The 22,058-nt window shown below is 68.7% G+C and carries 20 protein-coding genes and 1 tRNA gene; 8 read left to right on the top strand and 13 right to left on the bottom strand.

All coding sequences use genetic code 11. The features are described 5' to 3' along the window. Nucleotides 1–14: 14 nt before the first annotated feature. From OG718_RS28525 to pknB, 4 genes are all read left to right on the top strand, one after another. Nucleotides 15–1,589, top strand: coding sequence for a Stp1/IreP family PP2C-type Ser/Thr phosphatase (locus OG718_RS28525; RefSeq protein WP_186001362.1), 1,575 nt, complete (start codon nucleotides 15–17; stop codon nucleotides 1,587–1,589). Between the two features lie 26 nt (nucleotides 1,590–1,615). Then, nucleotides 1,616–3,055: an FtsW/RodA/SpoVE family cell cycle protein gene (locus OG718_RS28520; protein ID WP_143641381.1), complete on the top strand. Its 1,440-nt coding sequence runs from the start codon at nucleotides 1,616–1,618 to the stop codon at nucleotides 3,053–3,055. Continuing rightward, entirely contained in the window at nucleotides 3,052–4,542 is a 1,491-nt protein-coding gene (locus OG718_RS28515) for a peptidoglycan D,D-transpeptidase FtsI family protein (protein WP_143641380.1), read from the top strand. Before OG718_RS28520 ends, OG718_RS28515 begins: the two co-directional genes overlap by 4 nt. A gap of 169 nt (nucleotides 4,543–4,711) precedes the next feature. Continuing rightward, nucleotides 4,712–6,730: a Stk1 family PASTA domain-containing Ser/Thr kinase gene (gene pknB, locus OG718_RS28510; RefSeq protein ID WP_143641379.1), complete on the top strand. Its 2,019-nt coding sequence runs from the start codon at nucleotides 4,712–4,714 to the stop codon at nucleotides 6,728–6,730. Nucleotides 6,731–6,895: 165 nt separating this feature from the next. On the opposite strand, the gene OG718_RS28505 is transcribed toward pknB, so the two are convergent. The 6 genes from OG718_RS28505 to OG718_RS28480 form a co-directional block, all read right to left on the bottom strand. Then, nucleotides 6,896–7,636, bottom strand: a complete 741-nt coding sequence (locus OG718_RS28505; protein ID WP_143641378.1) for a class E sortase — start codon at nucleotides 7,634–7,636, stop codon at nucleotides 6,896–6,898. Nucleotides 7,637–7,760: 124 nt separating this feature from the next. Continuing rightward, nucleotides 7,761–9,068: a class E sortase gene (locus OG718_RS28500; protein WP_443055357.1), complete on the bottom strand. Its 1,308-nt coding sequence runs from the start codon at nucleotides 9,066–9,068 to the stop codon at nucleotides 7,761–7,763. Between the two features lie 317 nt (nucleotides 9,069–9,385). After that, the gene (locus tag OG718_RS28495) at nucleotides 9,386–10,024 is read right to left on the bottom strand and encodes an aminodeoxychorismate/anthranilate synthase component II (protein WP_143641377.1); all 639 of its coding nucleotides are present in this window, start codon (nucleotides 10,022–10,024) and stop codon (nucleotides 9,386–9,388) included. Next, nucleotides 10,021–10,218: a hypothetical protein gene (locus OG718_RS28490; RefSeq protein WP_186001365.1), complete on the bottom strand. Its 198-nt coding sequence runs from the start codon at nucleotides 10,216–10,218 to the stop codon at nucleotides 10,021–10,023. Before OG718_RS28490 ends, OG718_RS28495 begins: the two co-directional genes overlap by 4 nt. Nucleotides 10,219–10,234: 16 nt before the next feature. Then, nucleotides 10,235–10,954: a class E sortase gene (locus OG718_RS28485; protein WP_328845525.1), complete on the bottom strand. Its 720-nt coding sequence runs from the start codon at nucleotides 10,952–10,954 to the stop codon at nucleotides 10,235–10,237. Nucleotides 10,955–11,016: 62 nt separating this feature from the next. Next, nucleotides 11,017–11,796, bottom strand: coding sequence for a DUF881 domain-containing protein (locus OG718_RS28480; protein WP_143641375.1), 780 nt, complete (start codon nucleotides 11,794–11,796; stop codon nucleotides 11,017–11,019). 142 nt (nucleotides 11,797–11,938) lie between these two features. On the opposite strand from OG718_RS28480, the gene crgA reads away from it, so the two are divergent. After that, a complete protein-coding gene (crgA, locus tag OG718_RS28475) occupies nucleotides 11,939–12,193 on the top strand; it encodes a cell division protein CrgA (RefSeq protein ID WP_055613069.1) in 255 nt (84 codons plus the stop codon). 325 nt (nucleotides 12,194–12,518) lie between these two features. Here crgA and OG718_RS28470 read toward each other — a convergent pair whose 3' ends face one another. After that, a complete protein-coding gene (locus tag OG718_RS28470) occupies nucleotides 12,519–13,415 on the bottom strand; it encodes a rhomboid family intramembrane serine protease (protein WP_328845524.1) in 897 nt (298 codons plus the stop codon). A 143-nt stretch (nucleotides 13,416–13,558) separates the two neighbouring features. Further along, the gene (locus OG718_RS28465) at nucleotides 13,559–14,086 is read right to left on the bottom strand and encodes a peptidylprolyl isomerase (protein WP_143641373.1); all 528 of its coding nucleotides are present in this window, start codon (nucleotides 14,084–14,086) and stop codon (nucleotides 13,559–13,561) included. A 338-nt stretch (nucleotides 14,087–14,424) separates the two neighbouring features. Between OG718_RS28465 and OG718_RS28460 the strand changes: the two genes are divergently transcribed. Further along, on the top strand, nucleotides 14,425–15,138 hold the full coding sequence (locus tag OG718_RS28460) for a DUF5324 family protein (RefSeq protein ID WP_143641372.1): 714 nt from the start codon (nucleotides 14,425–14,427) through the stop codon (nucleotides 15,136–15,138). A gap of 155 nt (nucleotides 15,139–15,293) precedes the next feature. On the opposite strand, the gene OG718_RS28455 is transcribed toward OG718_RS28460, so the two are convergent. The 4 genes from OG718_RS28455 to OG718_RS28440 all read right to left on the bottom strand — a co-directional run bounded on the left by OG718_RS28455 (nucleotide 15,294) and on the right by OG718_RS28440 (nucleotide 17,763). Continuing rightward, complete coding sequence (locus OG718_RS28455; protein ID WP_328845523.1) at nucleotides 15,294–16,247, bottom strand: hypothetical protein; 954 nt, start codon at nucleotides 16,245–16,247, stop codon at nucleotides 15,294–15,296. Then, nucleotides 16,231–16,881, bottom strand: coding sequence for a sigma-70 family RNA polymerase sigma factor (locus OG718_RS28450; RefSeq protein WP_328845522.1), 651 nt, complete (start codon nucleotides 16,879–16,881; stop codon nucleotides 16,231–16,233). The genes OG718_RS28455 and OG718_RS28450 overlap by 17 nt, the downstream gene beginning before the upstream one ends. Then, entirely contained in the window at nucleotides 16,878–17,036 is a 159-nt protein-coding gene (locus OG718_RS28445; protein WP_186001351.1) for a hypothetical protein, read from the bottom strand. The genes OG718_RS28450 and OG718_RS28445 overlap by 4 nt, the downstream gene beginning before the upstream one ends. Nucleotides 17,037–17,690: 654 nt before the next feature. Then, nucleotides 17,691–17,763 (bottom strand) — tRNA-Ala (locus tag OG718_RS28440). A 182-nt stretch (nucleotides 17,764–17,945) separates the two neighbouring features. On the opposite strand from OG718_RS28440, the gene OG718_RS28435 reads away from it, so the two are divergent. Beyond that, entirely contained in the window at nucleotides 17,946–18,497 is a 552-nt protein-coding gene (locus tag OG718_RS28435; RefSeq protein WP_143641370.1) for a helix-turn-helix domain-containing protein, read from the top strand. A 130-nt stretch (nucleotides 18,498–18,627) separates the two neighbouring features. After that, the gene (locus OG718_RS28430; RefSeq protein ID WP_328845521.1) at nucleotides 18,628–20,391 is read left to right on the top strand and encodes a serine/threonine-protein kinase; all 1,764 of its coding nucleotides are present in this window, start codon (nucleotides 18,628–18,630) and stop codon (nucleotides 20,389–20,391) included. A gap of 41 nt (nucleotides 20,392–20,432) precedes the next feature. Here OG718_RS28430 and OG718_RS28425 read toward each other — a convergent pair whose 3' ends face one another. Next, complete coding sequence (locus tag OG718_RS28425) at nucleotides 20,433–21,890, bottom strand: hypothetical protein (RefSeq protein WP_328845520.1); 1,458 nt, start codon at nucleotides 21,888–21,890, stop codon at nucleotides 20,433–20,435. Nucleotides 21,891–22,058 lie beyond the last annotated feature (168 nt).

Genomic DNA, 22,058 nt, shown 5'->3' with positions numbered 1-22,058 from the left:
TGGGCACCGTGCGGATGTACCCGGAGCCGACGGGCGAGGTGCGCATGAGTCTCTCACTGCGCTTCGCCGCCGGATCGCACAAAGGCATGATCCGCGAGGGCAACGAGGACTCCGGCTACGCCGGTCCCCGGCTGCTCGCGATCGCCGACGGGATGGGCGGCCAGGCCGCCGGTGAGGTGGCCTCCTCCGAGGTCATCTCCACCATCGTCGCGCTCGACGACGACGTGCCCGGATCCGACATCCTCACCTCGCTCGGGACGGCCGTTCAGCGCGCCAACGACCAGCTCAGGATGATGGTCGAGGAGGACCCCCAGCTCGAAGGCATGGGGACGACCCTCACCGCGCTCCTGTGGACCGGGCAGCGGCTCGGCCTCGTACACGTCGGTGACTCCCGCGCGTATCTGCTGCGGGACGGCGTGCTGACGCAGATCACGCAGGACCACACGTGGGTGCAGCGCCTCGTCGACGAGGGCCGCATCACGGAGGAAGAGGCGACCACCCACCCGCAGAGGTCCCTCCTCATGCGCGCGCTGGGCAGTGGCGACCACGTCGAGCCGGACCTCTCCATCCGTGAAGTCCGCGCCGGTGACCGGTACTTGATCTGCTCCGACGGGCTGTCCGGGGTCGTCTCCCATCAGACGATGGAGGACACCCTCGCCAGCTACCAGGGCCCGCAGGAGACGGTGCAGCAGCTGATCGAGCTCGCGCTGCGCGGCGGCGGCCCCGACAACATCACGGTCATCGTGGCCGACGTCCTCGACATCGACGGCGGGGACACCCTCGCAGGGCAGCTCTCCGACACCCCCGTCGTCGTGGGCGCGGTCGCCGAGAACCAGCACCAGCTGCACGACGACGGCGCCATGCAGACGCCCGCCGGCCGCGCCTCCAGCCTCGGCCGGCAGGTGCCCGGGCAGGGCGGCGGCGGAGAGTTCGGCCCGCCCGGCAGCGGCGACACCACCGGCTACGTACCCACCGGCGGTTTCGGTGGCTACTCGGACGACGACTTCGTCAAACCGCGCTCCGGGCGGAAGTGGCTGAAGAGATCTCTCTACATCGCGCTCGCGCTCGGCGTCATCGGCGGCGGACTGTACGGCGGCTACCGCTGGACGCAGACGCAGTACTACGTCGGCGCCAACGACGAGCACGTCGCGCTGTACCAGGGCATCAGCCAGGACCTGGCCTGGGTCTCGCTCTCGAAGGTGGAGAAGGATCACCCCGAGATCGAACTCAAGTACCTGCCGCCGTACCAGCAGAAGCAGGTCAAGGCCACGATCACCGAGGGCGGTCTGACCGACGCCCGCTCGAAGATCGAGGAGCTGGCCACCCAGGCGTCCGCGTGCAAGAAGGACGCCGAGCGCCGCGAGGCGGAGAGCAAGGAGAACGCGAAGACCGGTGAGGGCGAGGCCGGCGGTGTCACGGGAACCACACGGACCTCTGCCGCGTCCAAGGCGACACCTACGCCGACCCCGTCGGGGTCCGGTACAACATCGCCCGACCCGTCCAAGTCCACGACCGCACCCACTCCCACACCCGGCCCCAGCCTCTCCGACGAAGAGCAGAAGCTGGTCTCGCTGTGCGGTAAGCAGTAAGCAGCCGTGAGGGGCCCTGTCATACGATGAGCAGTACTTCCAACCCGTCGACGCAGCACACGTCCACGATCGGCGCTATCGGAGCACCGAGCCGACGTAACACCGAGCTCGCGCTGCTGGTGTTCGCCGTGGTCATCCCGGTGTTCGCCTACGCCAACGTCGGCCTGGCCATGAACGACTCGGTGCCGCCCGGGCTGCTGAGCTACGGCCTCGGCCTCGGCCTGCTCGCGGGCGTCGGCCATCTCGTCGTGCGGAAGTTCGCCCCGTACGCGGACCCGCTGCTGCTGCCGCTGGCCACGCTGCTCAACGGCATCGGGCTGGTGGTGGTCTGGCGCCTCGACCAGTCGCAACGACTGCAGCAGAGCCCCAACTTCTTCGAGGCGGCCCCCCGCCAGCTGCTCAACTCCGCGCTGGGCGTCGCCCTGTTCGTGGTCGTGCTGATCTTCCTCAAGGACCACCGCGTCCTGCAGCGCTACACCTACATCTCCATGGTCGCCGCGGTGATCCTGCTGCTCCTCCCGCTGGTCCCGGGCCTCGGCGTGAACGTCTTCGGCGCGAGGATCTGGATCAAGATTCCCGGCCTCGGCACGATCCAGCCAGGTGAGTTCGCGAAAATCGCCCTGGCGGTCTTCTTCGCCGGCTATCTCATGGTGAAACGCGACGCCCTGGCCCTGGCCAGCCGCCGCTTCATGGGGCTCTACCTGCCGCGCGGGCGGGACCTCGGCCCGATCGTCGTCATCTGGGCGCTCTCCATCCTGATCCTGATCTTCGAGACCGACCTCGGTACCTCGCTGCTGTTCTTCGGCATGTTCGTGATCATGCTGTACGTCGCCACCGAGCGGACCAGCTGGATCGTGTTCGGTCTGCTGATGTCCGCGGCCGGCGCCGTCGGTGTCGCCTCCTTCGAGTCGCACGTCCAGCAGCGCGTCCAGGCCTGGCTCGACCCGATGCGCGAGTACGAACTGAGCCAGGAAGGCGTCCTGGGCCACACCGAGCAGTCGATGCAGGCCCTGTGGGCCTTCGGCTCCGGTGGCACCCTCGGTACCGGACTCGGCCAGGGCAACTCCGACCTCATCGGCTTCGCCGCCAACTCCGACTTCATCCTCGCCACCTTCGGCGAGGAGCTGGGCCTGGCCGGTGTGATGGCGATCCTGCTGATGTACGGCCTGATCGTGGAGCGCGGCGTCCGTACGGCGCTCGCGGCCCGTGACCCGTTCGGCAAGCTCCTGGCCGTCGGCCTGTCCGGCGCCTTCGCCCTGCAGGTCTTCGTCGTCGCCGGCGGCGTCATGGGCCTGATCCCGCTGACCGGTATGACGATGCCCTTCCTGGCGTACGGCGGTTCCTCCGTCATCGCCAACTGGGCCCTAGTCGGCATCCTGATCAGGATCAGCGACACCGCCCGCCGCCCCGCGCCGGCCCCCGCGCCCAACCCCGACGCCGAGATGACCCAGGTGGTCCGACCGTGAACAAGCCCCTGCGCCGGATCGCGATCTTCTGCGGGCTCCTCGTCCTCGCGCTGCTCATCCGCGACAACTGGATCCAGTACGTCCAGGCCGACTCGCTGAAGAAGGACACGAAGAACCGCCGCGTCGCCATCGCGCGCTATGCCACACCGCGCGGCGACATCATCGTCGACGGCAACCCGATCACCGGGTCCACGAAGACGAGCGGCGGCGACTTCAACGACTTCGAGTACAAGCGCACGTACAAGGACGGCGCGATGTGGGCCCCCGTCACGGGCTACGCCTCGCAGGCCTTCGGCGCCACGCAGCTGGAGAGCATCGAGGACGGCATCCTCACGGGCAACGACGACCGGCTCTTCTTCCGCCGCACCCTCGACATGATCACCGGCAAGAAGCAGGAGGGCGGCAATGTCGTCACCACGCTCAACGCCGCCGCGCAGAAGGCCGCGTACGACGGTCTGCTGAAGCAGGGCAAGGGTGCCGTCGCCGCGATCGACCCCGAGACCGGCGCGATCCTGGCGCTGGCCTCCACTCCCTCGTACGACCCGTCGTCCTTCGCGGGGAACTCCACCAACGTCGACGGCAAGGCCTGGACCAAGCTGCAGAAGAAGAACAACCGCGACGACCCGATGCAGAACCGGGCGCTGCGCGAGATCTACCCGCCCGGGTCGACCTTCAAGGTGGTCACGGCCGCGGCGGCGCTGGAGCACGGCATCGCCGACAGCGCCGACGAGAAGACCGACTCGCCACTGCCGTACACCCTGCCGGACAGCACCACCGAGCTGAAGAACGAGGGGAACATCCCCTGTAAGAACGCGACGCTGCGCGAGGCGCTGCGCGTCTCCTGCAACACCGTCTTCGGCAAGCTGGGCGTCGATGTCGGCAAGGAGGACATGCTGGAGACGGCCAAGAAGTTCGGCTTCAACGAGGAGCAGTTCATCCCGATCCGCTCCAGCGCCTCCAACTTCCCCGAGAAGATGGACAGGCCGCAGACCGCGCTCAGCTCGATCGGCCAGTTCGAGACGGCCACGACGCCCCTGCAGATGGCCATGGTGGCCTCGGCCATCGCCAACGACGGCACGCTCATGAAGCCGTACATGGTCGACAAGCTCCAGGCGCCGAGCCTCGACGTCATCGAGCAGACCGAGCCCTCCGAGATGAGCGAGCCGCTGTCCGAGAAGAACGCCCAGATCCTTCAGTCGATGATGGAGACGGTCGTCAAGGAGGGCACCGGCACCAAGGGCCAGATCAACGAGGACGGCGTCACCGTCGGCGGCAAGACCGGTACCGCCCAGCGTGGTGTCGACAACAGCGAGAACCCGTACGCCTGGTTCATCTCGTACGCGAAGCTCGACGACGGCAGCTCCCCGGTCGCCGTCGCCGTGGTCGTCGAGGACGAGAGCGCCAACCGTGACGACATCTCCGGCGGCGGTCTCGCGGCACCGATTGCGAAGGACGTGATGAAGGCAGTCATCGACAGCAAGAAGTGACCCCGCTCACGTCCCCTTCACATCGGTGCACGTTGCGATACCGGTCCTGTATCGGGTGACGGTTGTGGCCAGGTCAGTCAAGGCGAGCCGGGTACGGTATGCCCGGACAGCACACCGCCGGACCACACGTGGTGTGGTCAGGACCGTCGGAGAGGGCTGGTAGGTAGCTATGGAAGAGCCGCGTCGCCTCGGCGGCCGGTACGAGCTGGGCCACGTGCTCGGCCGTGGTGGCATGGCGGAGGTACATCTCGCCCATGACACCCGGCTCGGCCGCACGGTGGCGGTGAAGACGCTGCGAGCGGACCTCGCGCGCGATCCGTCGTTCCAGGCCCGGTTCCGCCGGGAGGCCCAGTCGGCCGCCTCGCTCAACCATCCCGCGATCGTCGCCGTGTACGACACGGGTGAGGACTACATCGAGGGCATCTCCATCCCGTACATCGTGATGGAGTACGTCGACGGGTCCACGCTGCGAGAGCTGCTGCACTCCGGGCGCAAGCTGCTGCCCGAGCGCGCCATGGAGATGACCATCGGCATCCTCCAGGCGCTCGAGTACTCGCACCGCAACGGAATCGTCCACCGCGACATCAAGCCGGCGAACGTCATGCTGACGCGCAACGGCCAGGTCAAGGTCATGGACTTCGGCATCGCCCGCGCCATGGGCGACTCCGGCATGACGATGACGCAGACCGCGGCGGTCATAGGAACGGCGCAGTACCTGTCGCCGGAGCAGGCGAAGGGCGAGCAGGTCGACGCCCGCTCCGACCTGTACTCGGCGGGCTGTCTGCTGTACGAGCTCCTGACGGTCCGCCCGCCGTTCATCGGGGACTCCCCGGTCGCGGTCGCGTACCAGCACGTACGCGAGGAGCCGCAGGCGCCGAGCGTCTTCGACCCCGAGATCACGCCCGAGATGGACGCCATCGTCCTGAAGGCGCTCACCAAGGACCCGGACTACCGCTACCAGTCCGCCGACGAGATGCGCGTGGACATCGAGGCCTGCCTCGACGGCCAGCCCGTCGCGGCGACGGCGGCCATGGGCTCCGTGGGTTACGGCGGCTACCCGGACGACCGCCCCACCACCGCTCTGCGCTCCACGGACGCGCAGGCCACGTCCATGCTGCCCCCGATGAACCCGGACGACGGCGGCTTCGGCTACGACGACCGCGCCGGGCGACGACGCCAGCAGAAGAAGAGCAACACCTCGACGATCCTGCTGGTCGTCGCGGGTCTGCTCGTACTGGTCGGCGCGATCCTCATCGGCAAGTGGGCGTTCACCGGGCAGGGCGGGGCTGACGACGACACGTTCCCGGCACCGAACTTCGTGAACCAGACCCAGTCCGAGGCCGAGAAGCTGGCGACCAACCGCGAGCTGGAGCTGAAGATCGACTCCAAGCCCTGCGAGGACACCCCGAAGAACAGTGTCTGCGCCCAGAACCCGAAGGCGGAGACCCAGGTCAACAAGGGCGACACGATCACGCTGACCGTGTCGACCGGGGCGCCGAAGGTCGCGGTACCGAACGTCATCGACGATCAGGTCGAGGACGCCACGGACAAGCTCGAGGACGACAAGTACGGCTTCACGGTCAAGACTGAGTCCAAGGAGTCCAGCGAGGAGCCCGGCACGGTCCTCGAACAGGACCCGACGGCGGGCGACGAGGTGGAGAAGGGCTCCACGATCACCCTCACCGTGGCCAAGGAGAAGAAGCAGTCCACCGTTCCGGACGTGAGCGGCCTGAGCTGTGACGACGCCAAGGCGCGGATGGAGCAGAACGACCTCACGGGCAACTGCACCGACGTGGAGACCGACGACGACAACCTCGTCGGCAAGGTCATCGCCACATCGCCCACGGCCAACTCCCCGGCCGACCCGGGCTCCACGGTGACCATCCAGATCGGCAAGGCGGCGGAGGAAGAGGAAGAGCAGTTCGCCATGCCGAAGGTGACCCAGATGACCCTCGCCCAGGCCAAGCAGGTTCTCGCGCAGAACCAGCTCCAGGTCGGCAACATCCAGGGTTCGCAGGACGACAACGCCATCGTCCTCGCCAGCAACCCGCAGGAGGGCCAGCAGGTGAAGGCCGGCGACCGCGTCAACCTCGGCACGGTCGACGCCGGGCAGCAGAACAACGGCGGCAACGGCAACGGCGGTCTCTTCGGAGGCGCCGACGGGGCAGCGCTCCGCGAGGAGGACTGACCCGGGCGACCCGGACACGGGCCGCTGGTCCAACGTCAATGGGGGCTTGTACTGCTCGGTCGAGCAGTACAAGCCCCCATTTGCATGACCCTTGCGAGGTGAGGTCCGGTGCGGAATCACGCCCGTCGGGCGGGCGGGCTCATCACCGCGCGTCCCGCCGAGCGCTCAGCGCAGCTCCGCCGGCGGGGTCCGCTCGTCGTTGACCTTCTCCACTCGATCCAGCTCGCCCCAGACGACGTACCGGTAGCGGGACGTGTAGACGGGCGTGCAGGTCGTGAGCGTGATGTAGCGGCCGGCCTTCTGCTTCCCCGATTCCTTGGGGACGGGCGCGAGGACCTTGACGTTGAACTTCGACGTCTCGGGAAGGGTCGCGTAGACCTTGTAGACGTACCAGTCGTCCTTGGTCTCGAAGACGATCGCGTCGCCCTTCTTGAGCTTGTCGATGTTGTGGAACTTGGCCCCGTGGCCGTCGCGGTGGGCGGCCAGCGAGAAGTTGCCCTTCTTGTCCTGTGGGAGGGCGGACTTGACGGGGTCGGTGTAGTAGCCGGCGATGCCGTTGTTGAGGGACTTCGTGGAGGTGCCCTTCTTGACCAGCACCTCGCCGTTCTTCAGCGCCGGGACGTGCAGGAAGCCGATGCCGTCCTTGGTGTCCAGGCCGACCGGGCCGCGGTCCTCCGCCCAGTGGTCGCGCACCTTGTCGCCCTGCTTGTCGGCCTCACGGTCCGCCACGACGTTCGTCCACCACAGCGAGTAGGCGACGAACAGGCCGAGAACCAGACCCGCCGTGATGAGGAGTTCACCGAAGACGCTGACGGCCGCCGCGATCCGGCCGCCGCCGCGGCGCCGCGGCGCGGGCGAGGACGCCCGGGCGTCCGTGTGCTCTTCGTGGTCGGTCGTCGCTGCCACTGCGTTGCCCCGTCTGGTCTCTCAGGAATCTTGGAATGTCGTGAAGCTCGGGATGTCGTGAAGCTTGGGACGTCGTGAAGCTCGGGAGGTCTTGAAGCCCGGGGTCGCTGGTCGCCCGGGTTTCTCAGTCAACGAGGGCATCCGGTTTGCCCTTGTCTCGTGATCGTTCCTCGACCATCGTGCCCCAGACGATCATCCGGTACTTGCTGGTGAATTCTGGGGTGCAGGTGGTGAGAGTGATGTAGCGGCCCGCCTTGGTGAAACCCGCGTCCTTGGGAATCGCGTCCAGGACGGCCGTGTTGCTCGGCGACGTCACCGGCAGGATCGACGCCATCTTGTACACGAAGTACTTGTCCTGCGTCTCCACGACGATCGGGTCGCCCGGCTTCAGACGGTTGATGTACCGGAACGGTTCGCCATGGGTGTTGCGATGCCCGGCAAGACCGAAGTTGCCCGTCCTGGCGTCCGGCATCGCCGTCTTCACGCCCTCCTCGGCATAGTGGCCGACCATGCCTCGGTCCAGCACCCGCTTCTTGTCGGTGCCCTCGGCTATCGGCACGACCACGTCGAGCTTCGGGATGTGCAGGAGGGCGAAGCCCTGACCCGGCTCGAACAGCCCCGGGTTCCGCTTGCCGTTGGCCCAGTCGTCCTGGAGGCTGCTCGCCTCGTTGCCCGCCTGCGCGTGCGCCCGGACGTTCGTCCACCACAACTGGTACGTCACGAACAGCAGCATCAGTACGCCCGTGGTGATGAACACCTCGCCGATCGCCCGGCTGGCCATCACGGCCGCGCCCGGCTTCCGCGCCCGCGCCGCACGCCGCGCCTCCATGCGTGAGAGGGGCGCTCCGGCCACCGCTCCGCTCTCCTGGGCCTCCTGCCCCTCCTGTGCCCCACCGGCCCCACCATGCCGCCCATGGCGCCTGGAGGCCTTGCGACGGGCCGCACGGCCACCGCCCGGCACTCCCGCGCCGCCCGCGGCCCCTGTGGGCGGTACGGCGCGCCCAGCGGGTCCGGCGTCAGGCGTCGGAATCCCCGGTATGGACTCGACGACATCGGCTATGCGCAGCCCGACCGTCTCGTCGTCGACGGGGGGCGGCTCGTACGGAGCGGAGTAAGCCGAGGCAGGGGAACCCGCCGGGCTCATCGGTCCTGTAGAGCTCAACGGGCTCGTTGGACTCAGCGGGCTCGTCGGACTCAGCGGATCGGGCTGGGCGTATGCCCCGTCGTACGGCGTCTGCGGCGCCCCTCCATAGGACGGTCGCTGCTCCTCGTACGGGCGTTGCGGCTCGTACGGCCTCTGAGGCTCGTACGGCGGCTGGCGCTGCGGCTGCGGCTGCGGCTGCGGCTGCGGCTGCGGCTGCGGTCCGGCATACGACGACGGCTGCCCCGCTTCGGCGTACCCGTGTGCGGGCTCCGCCTGCGCGCGACGCACCGGCTCCGCGTACGAGGAGGCGGTCTGCCCGACGCTCCAGTCCCGCGAATACCCCTGGGGGTCGTACCACTCCTGCTCGGGCGCCGTGGGCGGTCGCTGCCCCGGCAGAGGGTCACTGAGCGGGTCCGCGAGCCCGTCGACGGCGGCCCGCATCGCGCCGTTCGGCCGGGCGTCACCATTCGGGGCCCCGAAGTCACGGGCCGACTCGAAGGCCGCCGCCCCCTCGAAGGCGCCCGGCGCCTCAAACGCCTCAGCGCCCCCGTACACGGCGTCCTCGCCGTACGGGGCGGCACTGTCGCGCTCGGGGCGCAGGGCGGTCACGCCGTGGCCCTGCCCACCACCGGGGCGAGCCCGACCGATCTGGCGACGGCTCCCTGGTCTCCGCACTCCACCAGCCAGTTGGCCAGCATGCGGTGACCGTGCTCGGTCAGCACGGACTCGGGGTGGAACTGCACACCCTCGACCAGGAGTTCACGGTGCCTGAGCCCCATGATGATCCCGTCGTGCGTACGGGCCGTGACCTCCAGCTCGACAGGGACGGTCTTCGGCTCGGCGGCCAGCGAGTGGTAGCGGGTGGCGGTGAAGGGCGACGGAAGCCCCGCGAAGACCCCCCTGCCCTCGTGCTCGACGAGTGACGTCTTGCCGTGCAGCAGCTCGGGCGCGCGGTCCACCACGCCGCCGTAGGCCACCTGCATCGACTGCATCCCGAGGCAGACCCCGAAGACGGGGATGCCGGTCTCGGCGCAGTGCCGCACCATGTCGACGCAGACGCCGGCTTCCTCGGGCGTGCCGGGGCCGGGCGACAGCAGTACGCCGTCGAAGCCGTCCTGTGCGTGCAGCGCCGACACCTCGTCGTTGCGCAGAACCTCGCACCGGGCACCCAGCTGGTACAGGTACTGGACCAGGTTGAAGACGAAGCTGTCGTAGTTGTCGACGACGAGAATCCGCGCGCTCACTGGTTGTCCACCGTCACATCGTTGAAGGGCAGCAGCGGTTCGGCCCACGGGAAGACGTACTGGAAGAGCACGTAGACCGCCGCGAGGACCAGCACCAGGGAGATCAGTGCCTTGATCCACGTGTTCCCCGGCAGATGCCGCCAGATAAAGCCGTACATGCCGTCCCTTCCGTCGCGCCACGGCACCAGACTCACGCCGTACCAGACCAGACTAACGGCGTAGGGCCTCCGGTTTCCCAGCCTCTACAGGCTGGGTCGAGTCAAGATGTGCCCAGACGATCAGCCGGTGGCTGTGGCCCCATTCCGGCTCACAGGTCGTCAGCGTCAGATAGCGGCCCGCACGCGTGTACCCCGACTTCTTCGGTACGGGGTCAATGACCGCTATGTCACTGGGCAATGTTTTGTAGGGCTTTGTGTCGATGCGATACGTGAACCAGGTCGTCCCGTCCGTCAGCACCACCGAGTCGCCCGGCCGCAGCCTGGGGAAATCCTTGAACGGGTCCCCGTACGTGCGCCGGTGGCCGGCGACGGCGAAGTTCCCCGGCTGTCCGAGCTGTGCGGTGCTCGCGTAGTGGCCGAGGCCCTTCTTGAGGGTGCCCGTCTTTGTGTCTTCGAGCACGGGCTTGTTCCACGTGAAACCAAGCCGCGGGATGTACATCACAGCGAAGGGTTTGCCGTCCTTGTACGGGGCGGGCTCCTCGGGGCTCGCGTCGGAGCTCGCCCCGGGGGCGTCCGTCGCCGTGGACCCCGGCTCCTTGGGCCCGGCGGCCACGGAACCCTTCGACCACTGCTCCTGGAGCTGCGCGATCTGGTCGTCCATCGCGGTGTCGGCCTTCACACCCGTCCAGAACAGCACATACACCACGAAGAGCACGATCACGGTGCCGACGGTGATGCACAGCTCGCTGAACGTCCTGACGACCACTCGCACCGACAAAAGGTCCCCCAGCGGCAGCGGCTCCACTACTCCATGGGCTCTTACCCCACGGGCTGCTACTCCACAGGCTTCGCGTAGTGGAGATCCACTGTGCCCGAGTAGCCGGGAAGAGTCACGGTCCCGTCCTCGTCGACTTTCCAGCCGAGCCCGTAGACGTTGACGTACACCATGTAGTTCTGGATCGCCTTGGACGCCGAGAGCGCCTTCTGGAGCTTCTCCGGGTCACCGACCGCCTGGATCTTGTACGGGGGTGAGTAGACGCGGCCCTGGAGGATCAGGGTGTTTCCCACACAGCGGACGGCGGAGGTGGAGATCAGCCGCTGGTCCATGACCTTGATGCCCTTGGCACCGCCCTGCCACAGGGCGTTCACCACGGCCTGGAGGTCCTGCTGGTGGATCACCAGGTAGTCGGGCTGTGGCTCGGGGTAGCCGGGGAGCTTGGCTGTGGCGTTCGGGGGCGCGTCGTTGAGGGTGACCGTGAGGGCCTCGCCCTTCAGCTTCTGGGTGCCCGCGTTCTTCTCCAGGGCGGCGAGCTTCGCCTCCTCCGCCTTCGTGCTGCCGTTGTCCCGCTCGGCGAGCGACTCGACGTCCTCACGCAGCGATCCGTTGCTCTCGTCGAGCTGCCCGTTCTTGTGGCTGCGCTCCTGAATCAGGTCGGAGAGCTTGAGCAGCGAGGCGTCCGTACGGATATTGGTGCCCTTGGCCGTGTTGAAGCTGGTGAAGAAGATCAACCCGGCCAGGGCGAACACGGCTACGGTCAGCACCCGCACCGGCCGGAAACGCCGGACGGTGCCAGGACTGGAACCCGGCTGGGGGGAGTCGGCAGAATTGCTCAACGTACCCTTATCTCCTTCGGCGCCGCGGAAGCACTACGCTAACGGACGCCCGGGGGAGCGCTAAGAGTCCCCTTGTACGCTGCCCCGGAGCCAGCCCACGTTCCCTGCGCGGCCACGCAGCGCATCGACAGGAGAGACCCTCGTGCCGAAGTCACGTATCCGCAAGAAGGCCGACTACACGCCGCCCCCGGCGAAGCAGGCGACCAACATCAAGCTGAACAGCCGTGCCTGGGTCGCCCCGGTCATGCTGGCCATGTTCCTCATCGGCCTCGCCTGGATCGTCGTGTTCTACGTGACGGACGGTTCGCTGCCGATCGACGCGTTGGGCAACTGGAACATCGTGGTGGGCTTCGGCTTCATCGCGGCGGGATTCGGCGTTTCCACACAGTGGAAGTAACGCGGCCATAAGGTGTCGGGAGCCTGTACCAGGGCTTCTGTGAGCCCGTGTCCGCAAGCCGTGGCCCAAGTTGTCCACTGAGTTATCCACAAGGGTTTCCACAGTGTGGATAGGTCTGAAGATCTGTGGATAACCCATCCGGTGTTGACGCCGGTGTGACTGACCTACCGGTATCCGTAAGTGCGTTCGCCCCCTGCCCCGCCTGGGGAAACCCAGGTCAGGGACAGGGGGCACACTTGTTCCTGCACAGCATGCACAAGATCCGCCACGGTCTGTGGACAACGTGGGCTCCCGCGGGATTCTCCGGCGGGTCGGTCGGCTCGGCTCAGGTGAGCTGGCCGGTCCTCACCAGTGTCATGACCACAACCACGATCAGCACGAGCGCGCACGCGCCGTACTGGATCAGAGCCCGCCGCTCGCGGGGTGCGTGCACCATCGCGTAGCCGATCACCACACCGCCGACCAGGCCGCCGATGTGGGCCTCCCAGGCGATGTTGCTCCACCCGAAGGTGAAGATCAGGTTGATCACCAGCAGGGCGATCACCGGGCGCATGTCGTAGTTGAGCCGCCGCATGAGGATGGCAGTCGCGCCGAACAGGCCGAAGATCGCGCCGGAGGCACCGAGCGACGGCTGGTTCGGCTCGGCGATCAGATACGTGAGCGCGCTGCCGGCGAGGCCGGACACCGCGTACAGGGCGATATAGCGGGCGCGGCCGAGGGCCTGCTCCAGAGGGCCGCCGATCCACCACAGGCTGAGCATGTTGAAGGCGATGTGGATATAGCTGCCGTGCAGGAACATCGCCGTGACCAGCCGGTAGTACTGCCCCTCCGCGACGCCTTCGACGCTTCCGAGGAGCGGCACAAAGGCCCGGCCGATGAGGTCGAAGCTGTCGGTGAAGCGGTCACCCACGGAGAGCTGGACCAGGAAGACGGCGAGATTGAGCCCCACGAGGATCTTGGTGATCAGCCGGGGGTCCGCGGTGACCGTGCCGCCGGCGAGGGTGCGGGGCTGGGCGGCGTCGGGGGCGTGGCCCGTCCCGGAACCGTTCCGCACACATTCCGGGCACTGGAAGCCGACCGAGGCGCTGATCATGCACTCGGGGCAGATGGGGCGCTCGCAGCGCGTACAGCGGACACCGGTCTCCCGGTCCGGATGCCGGTAACAGGTGGGCAGGCTCGCGGCACCCTGTGGTTCCTGCGGGCTGCCTGGCGCCTGGTCCATCGGGATCCCCTCATCCTCTGTACGCATTTGGTACGCAACGCACCGCCCCGCTCATCCTTACGGATGGGCGGGGCGTTTGGTTCCCTGCGGGAGACCTCTCTCGGTTTCTCCGAGCGGCCTCGGTTCCCTCCGGGGGCCTCGGTTCAGCGGGTCTCGATGACGACCGACTCGATGACCACGTCGCTGACCGGACGGTCGGTGCGCGGGTTGGTCTGCGCGGAGGCGATGGCGTCCACGACCTTCTGGCTGGCCCCGTCGCTCACCTCACCGAAGATGGTGTGCTTGCGGGTCAGCCAGGCCGTCGGGGAGACGGTGATGAAGAACTGGGAGCCGTTGGTGCCCGGGCCGGCGTTCGCCATGGCCAGCAGGTACGGCTTGTCGAAGCCGAGGTCCGGGTGGAACTCGTCCTCGAACTCGTAGCCGGGACCGCCGGTGCCGTTGCCCAGCGGGTCACCGCCCTGGATCATGAATCCGCTGATCACCCGGTGGAAGACCGTGCCGTCGTAGAGCTTGTCCGTGGACTTCGCACCCGTGGCCGGGTTGGTCCACTCACGCTCGCCCTTGGCGAGTTCGACGAAGTTCCGGACCGTCTTGGGCGCGTGGTTCGGCAGGAGCCGCACTTCGATGTCGCCGTGATTGGTCTTCAGGGTGGCGTAAAGCTGCTCAGCCACGATCTGCCTTCCGTTGTCCTTTGTGACTCCCCGATCCTCGCACGGACCGCGCCCCTCGTCTTCCGTCACCGCCGCTCCGAACCGCTTCAACCGCTTCGTACGGAAGCGGCGCACAGTCCGGGGATCCGTGACATTGTCGTGGCAAGCTCCCGTTGCACCGTATTGATCAGTTATTGCCCCGAGTACACCCGGAGTCGGCTCTCATGACCCGGATGCCCGCCCTCGCATGCCCCGGAGCTCTCCGGCAGGCATGATCCGGATAAGGGTGGAAAGGTGAACTGTGACTTGCTGGGGGATGGCCCCAAGCCCCCAAGTACGCCACCGAGGAGGAGGATCCCGTGACCCGCAAGGACAGCGTGCGCGCAGCGGCCGAGTCGGCAAAGGACAGCGTGCGGCACGCCGCGGAAGTGGTGGCGCCCTACGCCGACACGACCAGGGACCGCGCCACGCAGTACGCGCACGAAGCACGCGTCAAGCTCGCGCCGAAGGTGTCGGCCGCCGCGCTCCAGGCCGCTGAACAGGCACGCACGCAGTACGACGCCCATCTCGCCCCGCGTCTTGAGCAGGCGCGGACGCATGTGCCGCCGAAGGTCGACCAGGCCGCCCACGAGGCAGCTGTCCGCACCCGCAAGGCCGCCCGGCAGGCGGCGGACTACTCCCGGCCGAGGATCGAGCAGGCCAGGGTCGCGGCCGGCCCCGTTCGCGAGGAGGCCACGTCCCGCAGTGTGGCGGCGCTGGCGGCGCTGCGCGGTCAGGTCTCGGCCAAGCAGGTCGAGAAGCTGGTCCGTAAGCAGGAGCGGCGGGCCAGGGTCGGCCGCGTCGCCAAGGGCCTCGCCGTGCTGGGCATCCTGGCGGGTGGCGCCTTCGCCGCCTGGAAGTGGTGGGACAAGCAGGCCAACCCCGACTGGCTGGTCGAACCGCCCGCCGCCACGGAGGTTCCGGAGGGCGGCCACCTGACCTCGGTCGACGGCAGTGGTCAGGACGAACTCGACCCCGAGGTCCAGGCCAAGCAGGCCGAGACGGAGGCGGCGGAGCACAAGGACCGCGGCTGACGCGTCAGTAGGACATCGACATCGCGGGGGCAGGAGACCTGAGGTCTCCTGCCCCCGCGATGTTTCACGTGGAACCAGCACCGCCCCGTTTCACGTGAAACCGGCTTTGCGTGGAGTCGGGCGCTACGGGAGCCGGCTTTACGTGGAGCTGAGCTTTACGTGGAGCCGGTCGCGGTGCGGCGTGGGCGCCTGCGTTGCGGCAGAGGCTTGCGCTTGCGGGTGCGGCAGGGGACTTCCGCCGCACCTCCGACCGGTGCGGCCGGAGCCGAAGGGGCGGGGGACGCGGCCGTGAGGGCCGATAGGGCCCTGATGCGGTCGGTGAAGTCGGGGTCGGGGAGGGGAAGGTCCAGATCGTCGTCCACATAGGCGACGGCCGCGGGCACGTAGTGCAGGACCGCGTTGACCGGTTCGGGCACACGTGAGTCGTCCGGCTTGAGCGCGCGGAGAATGCGCAGTGTGGTGGTGATCGCGACCTCGGAGCCGGTTTCCTCGTCGGCCACTGCGTCGGCCACTGCGTCGGTCCGGGTGTGCTGGGTGTGCCACCAGTCGGCTGCTCCGTGCTCGCCCAGAGCCCGGTGGTGCAGGTAGAGGCAGTAGCTGGCGGCGGGGTCGCCGGCCCCGGCGGCGTACTGCCACCAGAAACGGGCGGACTCCTCGCGCTCGGAGAGCTGCAGCATGCACCCCAGAACACGGGCCCCGGATGGTTCGGGCAGTGCCCGTGCGAGAAAGATCCGGAGGTCGGCGAGGGCTCCGGTGTGGGTGATCACGGTCTCGCAGAGCGTCTGGAGATCGTCGGCGGCGGAGCTTTCGTCCACCGACCCCTCACGGGCCTGTCCTCCGCCTGGGGAGTGGTCGTCGGCCGGGGTCTCGTCGGCCGCCTCCCTCTCGCCCGGGTTCTTGCCGAGGACGCTCTCACCGACCAGGTCCGCGTCGGCCGGCCCGGAGGCGTTGTGAGTGTGGCGCGTGGGGCAGCGGCGTTCCTCGGGTGGGTCCCGCCGCGCCGCCGCTCGGGCAGCCAGGCGGGCGGCTGCCGCGTCGATGTCGGCCACTGTGTAGGGCTCGCGGCGCAGCCTGGCGCGGGCGAGCAGCTCGTCAATGTGCGATGTCATCGGCATGCCCTTCCTCGCTCTCGCTCCGCACGAGGCCATCGCCATCGCCCTCGTCCTGTGCGGCGCTCTCATGCCGCGTGGCGTCAAGCCGCCTTCTGACTCCGTACGTGTGCTCCAGCCGTCGCCTGGCGTGGCGGACGGTGGAGCGTACGCCGGCCGGGGTGATCCCGAGTGCGGACGCCACCTCCTCCACGGTGAAGCCCTGGCCGAACTGCAGGAGCATGACGTCCATCTGACGTGGCGGCAGCTGTCCGATCGCCTCGAAGAGGCTGAGGCTCTCCTCGAACTGTCCTATGGGGTCGACCGCTTGGCTGAGCGCCACCGTCTCGAAGGCTGCCTCGCCCATGAGAGCGGGACGGCGGTCCCGGGCCCTGGAGAAGTCGATGGTGGTGTGCCTGAGCACGCGCCAGGCGTACGCGGTGGGGTTCTCCTTGGTCAGGACAGTGGACCAGGCCCTGAGTAACTTCTCGAAGGCCGCGTCGACGGCCTCCTCGGCATCGGCCCTGCTGCCCAGCCGGATCTCCGCCCAGTGGACATAGATCGGCCGGTACATCCGGTGGAATGCCTCGAAATCCAGCGGCAGTTTCCTCATCGGCCGGGCGTCCGTCGCGGCTCGGGGAAGTTCCTGGCTCACGTCTGTCCCTCCGTACCGCTCTCGCGCCGCATCTCGCTGATGCCGGCCCGGACTCCGGCCGCGGCCACGCGGCGCAGCAGAGCGAGCACGTCGCGGCCGAACACCCGCAGGGCGAGCACCGCCAGGATCACATCGTCGGCAACGTCCAGATTCACGTGCGGTTTTGCCTCTCCTTACAGAAGGCGAGGCCTCGTGGCGTTTCTGACGGCCTCGGAAGGGCGCCTGTTTTACGCCCTCCGTTCACGATGACGTTTGCAACGGGCCAGGTGTGCAACACCCGCACGGACTTTCTTAACGGAGCGCAGTGTTCTGATTACGTATCTTCGTTCACAGCAGCTCACACAAGCCTTCACGACTTCTGCGCGCCACCCTCACGCCCCCTCGGCCACCTGCATGGCGACCGCGGCACCCCGGAACCGGGCATCTCTTTGCGCAAACAATCGCAAACATCGCCGCCCTCTCCTTGTGATGCACGTCACCGCACACACCCCCTGTGGCGCTCCGGCGCTCGTCGAGGGCAGGGCCAGTGAGCTTGACAAGGCCACGTCACTACAGGACAGACGGGCAATTCCCGGCCGCCTCACACCCGTTGATGAGCCGACCGCAGCGTGGAATCGCCCCCGAAGGACGCGAGGCCGAAAGGCCCGACGGCGGATGGCAGGCGGTGCTCACGGCGCCACCGCGGGACGGGCCGGCCCACCCCAGGAGTCCCCCGGGAAACGGATCCGCACCTCCCGGCCCGTACGCTGCACGGCATAAGAAAACCCCCTCTGACCTGCAACTAAGCCGATCTGAGGGGGTTCATCGTGTGGAGCCTAGGGGAGTCGAACCCCTGACATCTGCCATGCAAAGACAGCGCTCTACCAACTGAGCTAAGGCCCCGTAAGGGAGGCATCCGCCAGAAGGATCCCCTTCTGAGCAGCGCCGCAGACCAGAGTACCGGGTCACCCCGGGTATCCCGCAAAAAGATTGGGGGTCCCCGCGAACGACCACTCTCCGTAAGATGCTCGACGTGGTTCGCTACAGCGAACCACGGTACTTGGGGAAGCGATGGGGAGACGCGAATGGACGCCGCACAGCAGGAAGCAACCGCAAGAGCCCGGGAGCTGCAGCGGAACTGGTACGGGGAGCCGTTGGGGGCGCTCTTCCGTAGGCTCATAGATGATCTGGGGCTCAATCAGGCACGCCTCGCCGGAGTGCTCGGCCTGTCGGCGCCCATGCTGTCGCAGCTGATGAGCGGCCAGCGCGCCAAGATCGGGAACCCCGCGGTGGTCCAGCGCGTACAACTGCTGCAGGACCTCGCAGGGCAGGTGGCGGACGGCAGTGTGAGCGCTGCCGAGGCCACCGAGCGCATGGACGAGATCAAGAAGTCGCAAGGGGGCTCGGTGCTCAGCAACACCACGCAGTCGACGACGAGTTCGGGGGGCGCGCCCACGGTGAAGCGTGTGGTGCGCGAGATCCAGTCACTGCTGCGTTCGGTTGCTGCCGCGGGGGACATCATCGAGGCGGCCGACACTCTCGCCCCGACCCACCCGGAACTGGCAGAGTTCCTCCGGGTGTACGGAGCCGGCCGCACCTCGGACGCGGTCGCCCATTACCAGTCCCACCAGAACTGAGCACGCCGCCCGGCCGCCGAACAACCGGTAGCCGCATACCTGTTGGGCCTTCCGGTCACCGGAAACCAGGCAGCCGGGCACCTCGGAAAGGCAGCCGTACCGACCGCCGAAGGGGGAGCGACGCACGACCATGGGTGAGGTCTTCGCCGGCCGGTACGAACTGGTCGACCCGATCGGACGCGGGGGAGTCGGCGCCGTCTGGCGCGCTTGGGACCACCGGCGGCGCCGGTATGTGGCCGCCAAGGTGCTCCAGCAGAGCGACGCGCACTCGCTGCTGCGCTTCGTGCGGGAGCAGGCACTTCGGATCGACCACCCCCATGTGCTCGCGCCCGCCAGCTGGGCCGCCGACGACGACAAGGTCCTGTTCACCATGGACCTCGTCGGCGGCGGTTCGCTGGTTCACCTGATCGGGGACTACGGTCCGCTGCCGCCGGCGTTCGTCTGCACCCTGCTCGACCAGCTGCTGGCTGGGCTCGCCGCGGTGCACGCGGAGGGGGTCGTGCACCGTGACATCAAGCCGGCCAACATCCTCCTTGAGGCGACCGGAACAGCCCGTCCGCGGCTGCGGCTGTCCGACTTCGGCATCTCGATGCGGCTGGGCGAGCCCCGGCTGACGGAGACCAACTACGTGGTGGGGACGCCCGGTTACTTCGCACCCGAGCAGCTGCTCGGCGCTGAGCCCGACTTCCCCGCCGACCTCTTCGCGGTGGGCCTGGTCGCCCTCTATCTCCTGGAGGGCGCCAAGCCCGATGCCAAGGCGCTGGTCGACCACTTCACGGCCCACGGCACACCGGGCGCCCCGAAGGGGATTCCCGAGCCGCTGTGGCAGATCGTGGCCTCTCTGCTCCAACCTGACCCACAGGCGCGGTTCCGCACCGCCACGGGGGCACGCAAGGCCCTCGCCGCGGCCAGGGAGCTCCTCCCTGAGCCCGGCCCCGACGACGAGCTGATCGAGATCTTCGACCAACTCGGCCCGCTTCCGGCGGAGTTCGGCCCGCAGGGCCCTCTGACGACCACTGCCGCGTCCGAGCGCTCCCAGGCTCACGACACCGCGCCTCAGAGACAGGGCCCAAGCACCTCGACGCCGTCGCAACAGTCCGGTGCCGCGTCTCCGGGCGCTCGGACAGCCACGGAGGGCCGTGCGGCGCAATCCGGAAGCACCACTCCGTCCGGGGCCCCCGCAGGAGCCGTACCCCCACAGGCGAGTGCGCCTCCTCAGGCTCGCCCCGGTGGTGTGTCCCCGGATGCCCACACAGATACTGCCTGGCCCCAGACACGCACGGGTTCCGTCCCGCCCATGCCTCCCGCAGGCGCTGTTCCTCCCCACCCCGACACCGGTGCCGTACCGTCTCGTCCCGCGCCCGGCGACGTACCACCACCGCCCTCGACCGCCCCCGTCCCCCCGCAGTCCCCCGCGGTGTCGGACACCGGAGGCTTCCACCTGCCGCCCCCGCCTCCGCCCCGGACCAGTACCTCTCCCGTACAGCGGAACCAGCCGCAGCCCCGCTCTCAGCCACAACCCCACCCACAGGCACACGCACAGCCCGAGCAGCCCCCCACTCCCCCCACGTCGCTCGCGCTCCCGAACCCCGCGTACTCCCCGTCGTTGCCGTACGAGCCCACTCACGTGCTCTCCCCCCAGGCTCCGCACCCCTCGGCTTCTCACCCCTCGGCCACGACCCCCGTGTCGCCGCCCCAGCCGCGCGAATTCGCCTCTACTGCTTCATACACCGCTCAAGACGTTCGGGTTCCACCTCAGCCGCAGCCCGTTGCCCGGCATCGCGCCAGGCGGGCACAGCGGCGGCCTGGACCGCCCGCGATGGTGACGGTTCCGGTGCTCCTGCTCGCGCTGGCCTGTTTCGCGGTCGGGTTCTGGGCACTGACACAGATCTGAGCCGGCCGGGAACCGCCCCTGGACCACGTGGACCACGTCGACTACCAGGCTCGCGGAGGCCCGTACTCCCGCGACCGCGCGTCCGGACCCCCGGCAGACGGCACAGGCGCTGTCCCCGCTCCCGGCCCTCCGCCTCCGGGCACCCCCGACCCGGCTGCCGCCGCCCGCCTCCGTGCGACCACGGTCCACACGGCGAGCCCCAGCACCAGCACGGTCCCCGCACCGATCCCGCCCACGGCCACCGCCTTCATCGCGGTGTTCCCGTCCGGTCCCCCGTCGCCGCCGGTCGCCGCGGCGCCGTTCGATGCCGCGGCCTGGTCCCCCGCGGTCACGTCGAACACGTCGGGCGGCGCGGCGGTTCCGTCGTACACCGCCGGCGCCCCGGCCGTACCGCTCACCCGCACACGCAGGGTCAGGTCGAACGGCCCGTCGCCGAACTTGCCGGCCATCTCCGCTCCGAGGTGCACGGCCAGGTAGTACCAGCCCGCGAACCGCATTCCGCTCACCTGGTCGTCGACGTCGTACCGGTTCTCGTAGGCGACCGGGGGCAGCGGCTCCAACGTGGCCGACTTCGCCTTGCCGTCGTATCCGGTGCCCGCGTCGTCCACGAAGGCGCGCACCGGGTTGTAGAGCGACAGGTCGAGGGCGTTGCCCAGGAACCCGTCGCCGCTCGCTGGGCCCAGTTCGGCGGTGGCGTAGAACTGTTGCCCCCAGTCGACGGGAACGCGGTAGAAGAGCGTCTGCCCGGCCTGGATGTCGTCCTTCCAGACGCCCTGGCCCAGGGAACGCGCCTCGTTGAAGCTCGTACCGCCCCTACGCGTCCTGGCGAGGCCGTCGAGCGCTTGCGGGGAGGCGGAGTCCCACACCTCGGGAGCGGTCGTCGAAGCGGCCTTCTTCAGCGCGGGCTCCGACACGTACCGAAGCTCCAGCTCCCAGTCGTCCGGCGAGGACCCGGCACCGCCGATGCGCTCGAGGAGCACGGAGTACGTCCCCGCGCTCTTGCAGGTGTACGCGCCGGGGCCGGCCCTGCGCGATGCCCAGGCGGTGATCGGCCGCGGGCTCTCGGTGGGCCCGAACCGGGCGGCCCCGGCATCCCCGGAGAAGCACTTGTTGCCGTTGGGGTCCTGCAGGGACACCTTGATGCCGTCCGAGTAGACGACCTTGGTTCCTGCCTTGGGGACGGCGGTGACCGACACATAGGCGCTGGACACGGCGTCGAGCCGCAGCCGGTAGTAGAGCTTCCCCTGGTCGCGTACGGAGCTTCGGTAGCTCCTGCCGGGTGTCAGCCGTACGGCATCCGTGGCCGTCGTCGCGCCTTCGATCTGCTCGGCGCCGGCGGCGAAGCGGTAAGGAGGGGGAGTGCCGGCCGCCGTCGCCTGTCCCGCCGAGGCCATGGCCGAGAACAGCGCCGCCGCCCCGGCCAGGACCGTACGGCCGCGCCACCGTCCCGTGCGCCGCCCCATCACGCGCCACCCCTCGCCGTAGCACCGGATCGTCATTCACCGGGCGTCCGCGGACCTGTGTCGGCGCGTCCCGACGCCGTCCCGGATGCCCACGAAGCCTCGACCATCCTGCCCCTCCGGCCGCCGCGCCACCCCTCGTTCGGCCACGCAAGCGCTTCCTGTGACGTCCACGACGCTCTGTCCCGGCCCTGCCCCCGGCAACAC

The sequence above is a fragment of the Streptomyces sp. NBC_00258 genome (assembly GCF_036182465.1).
Taxonomy (GTDB): domain Bacteria; phylum Actinomycetota; class Actinomycetes; order Streptomycetales; family Streptomycetaceae; genus Streptomyces.
Note: the sequence above shows the minus strand (reverse complement) of the source record. Positions and strands in the feature narration are given on the sequence as shown.

Excerpts from the sequence above, each read along its gene's own strand:
- OG718_RS28470 (WP_328845524.1), bottom strand. The coding sequence starts at position 13,415 with ATGGACCAGGCGCCAGGCAGCCCGCAGGAACCACAGGGTGCCGCGAGC.
- OG718_RS28430 (WP_328845521.1), top strand. The coding sequence starts at position 18,628 with ATGGGTGAGGTCTTCGCCGGCCGGTACGAACTGGTCGACCCGATCGGA.
- pknB (WP_143641379.1), top strand. The coding sequence starts at position 4,712 with ATGGAAGAGCCGCGTCGCCTCGGCGGCCGGTACGAGCTGGGCCACGTG.
- OG718_RS28425 (WP_328845520.1), bottom strand. The coding sequence starts at position 21,890 with ATGACGATCCGGTGCTACGGCGAGGGGTGGCGCGTGATGGGGCGGCGC.
- OG718_RS28525 (WP_186001362.1), top strand. The coding sequence starts at position 15 with ATGTACCCGGAGCCGACGGGCGAGGTGCGCATGAGTCTCTCACTGCGC.
- OG718_RS28455 (WP_328845523.1), bottom strand. The coding sequence starts at position 16,247 with ATGACATCGCACATTGACGAGCTGCTCGCCCGCGCCAGGCTGCGCCGC.
- OG718_RS28520 (WP_143641381.1), top strand. The coding sequence starts at position 1,616 with ATGAGCAGTACTTCCAACCCGTCGACGCAGCACACGTCCACGATCGGC.
- OG718_RS28435 (WP_143641370.1), top strand. The coding sequence starts at position 17,946 with ATGGACGCCGCACAGCAGGAAGCAACCGCAAGAGCCCGGGAGCTGCAG.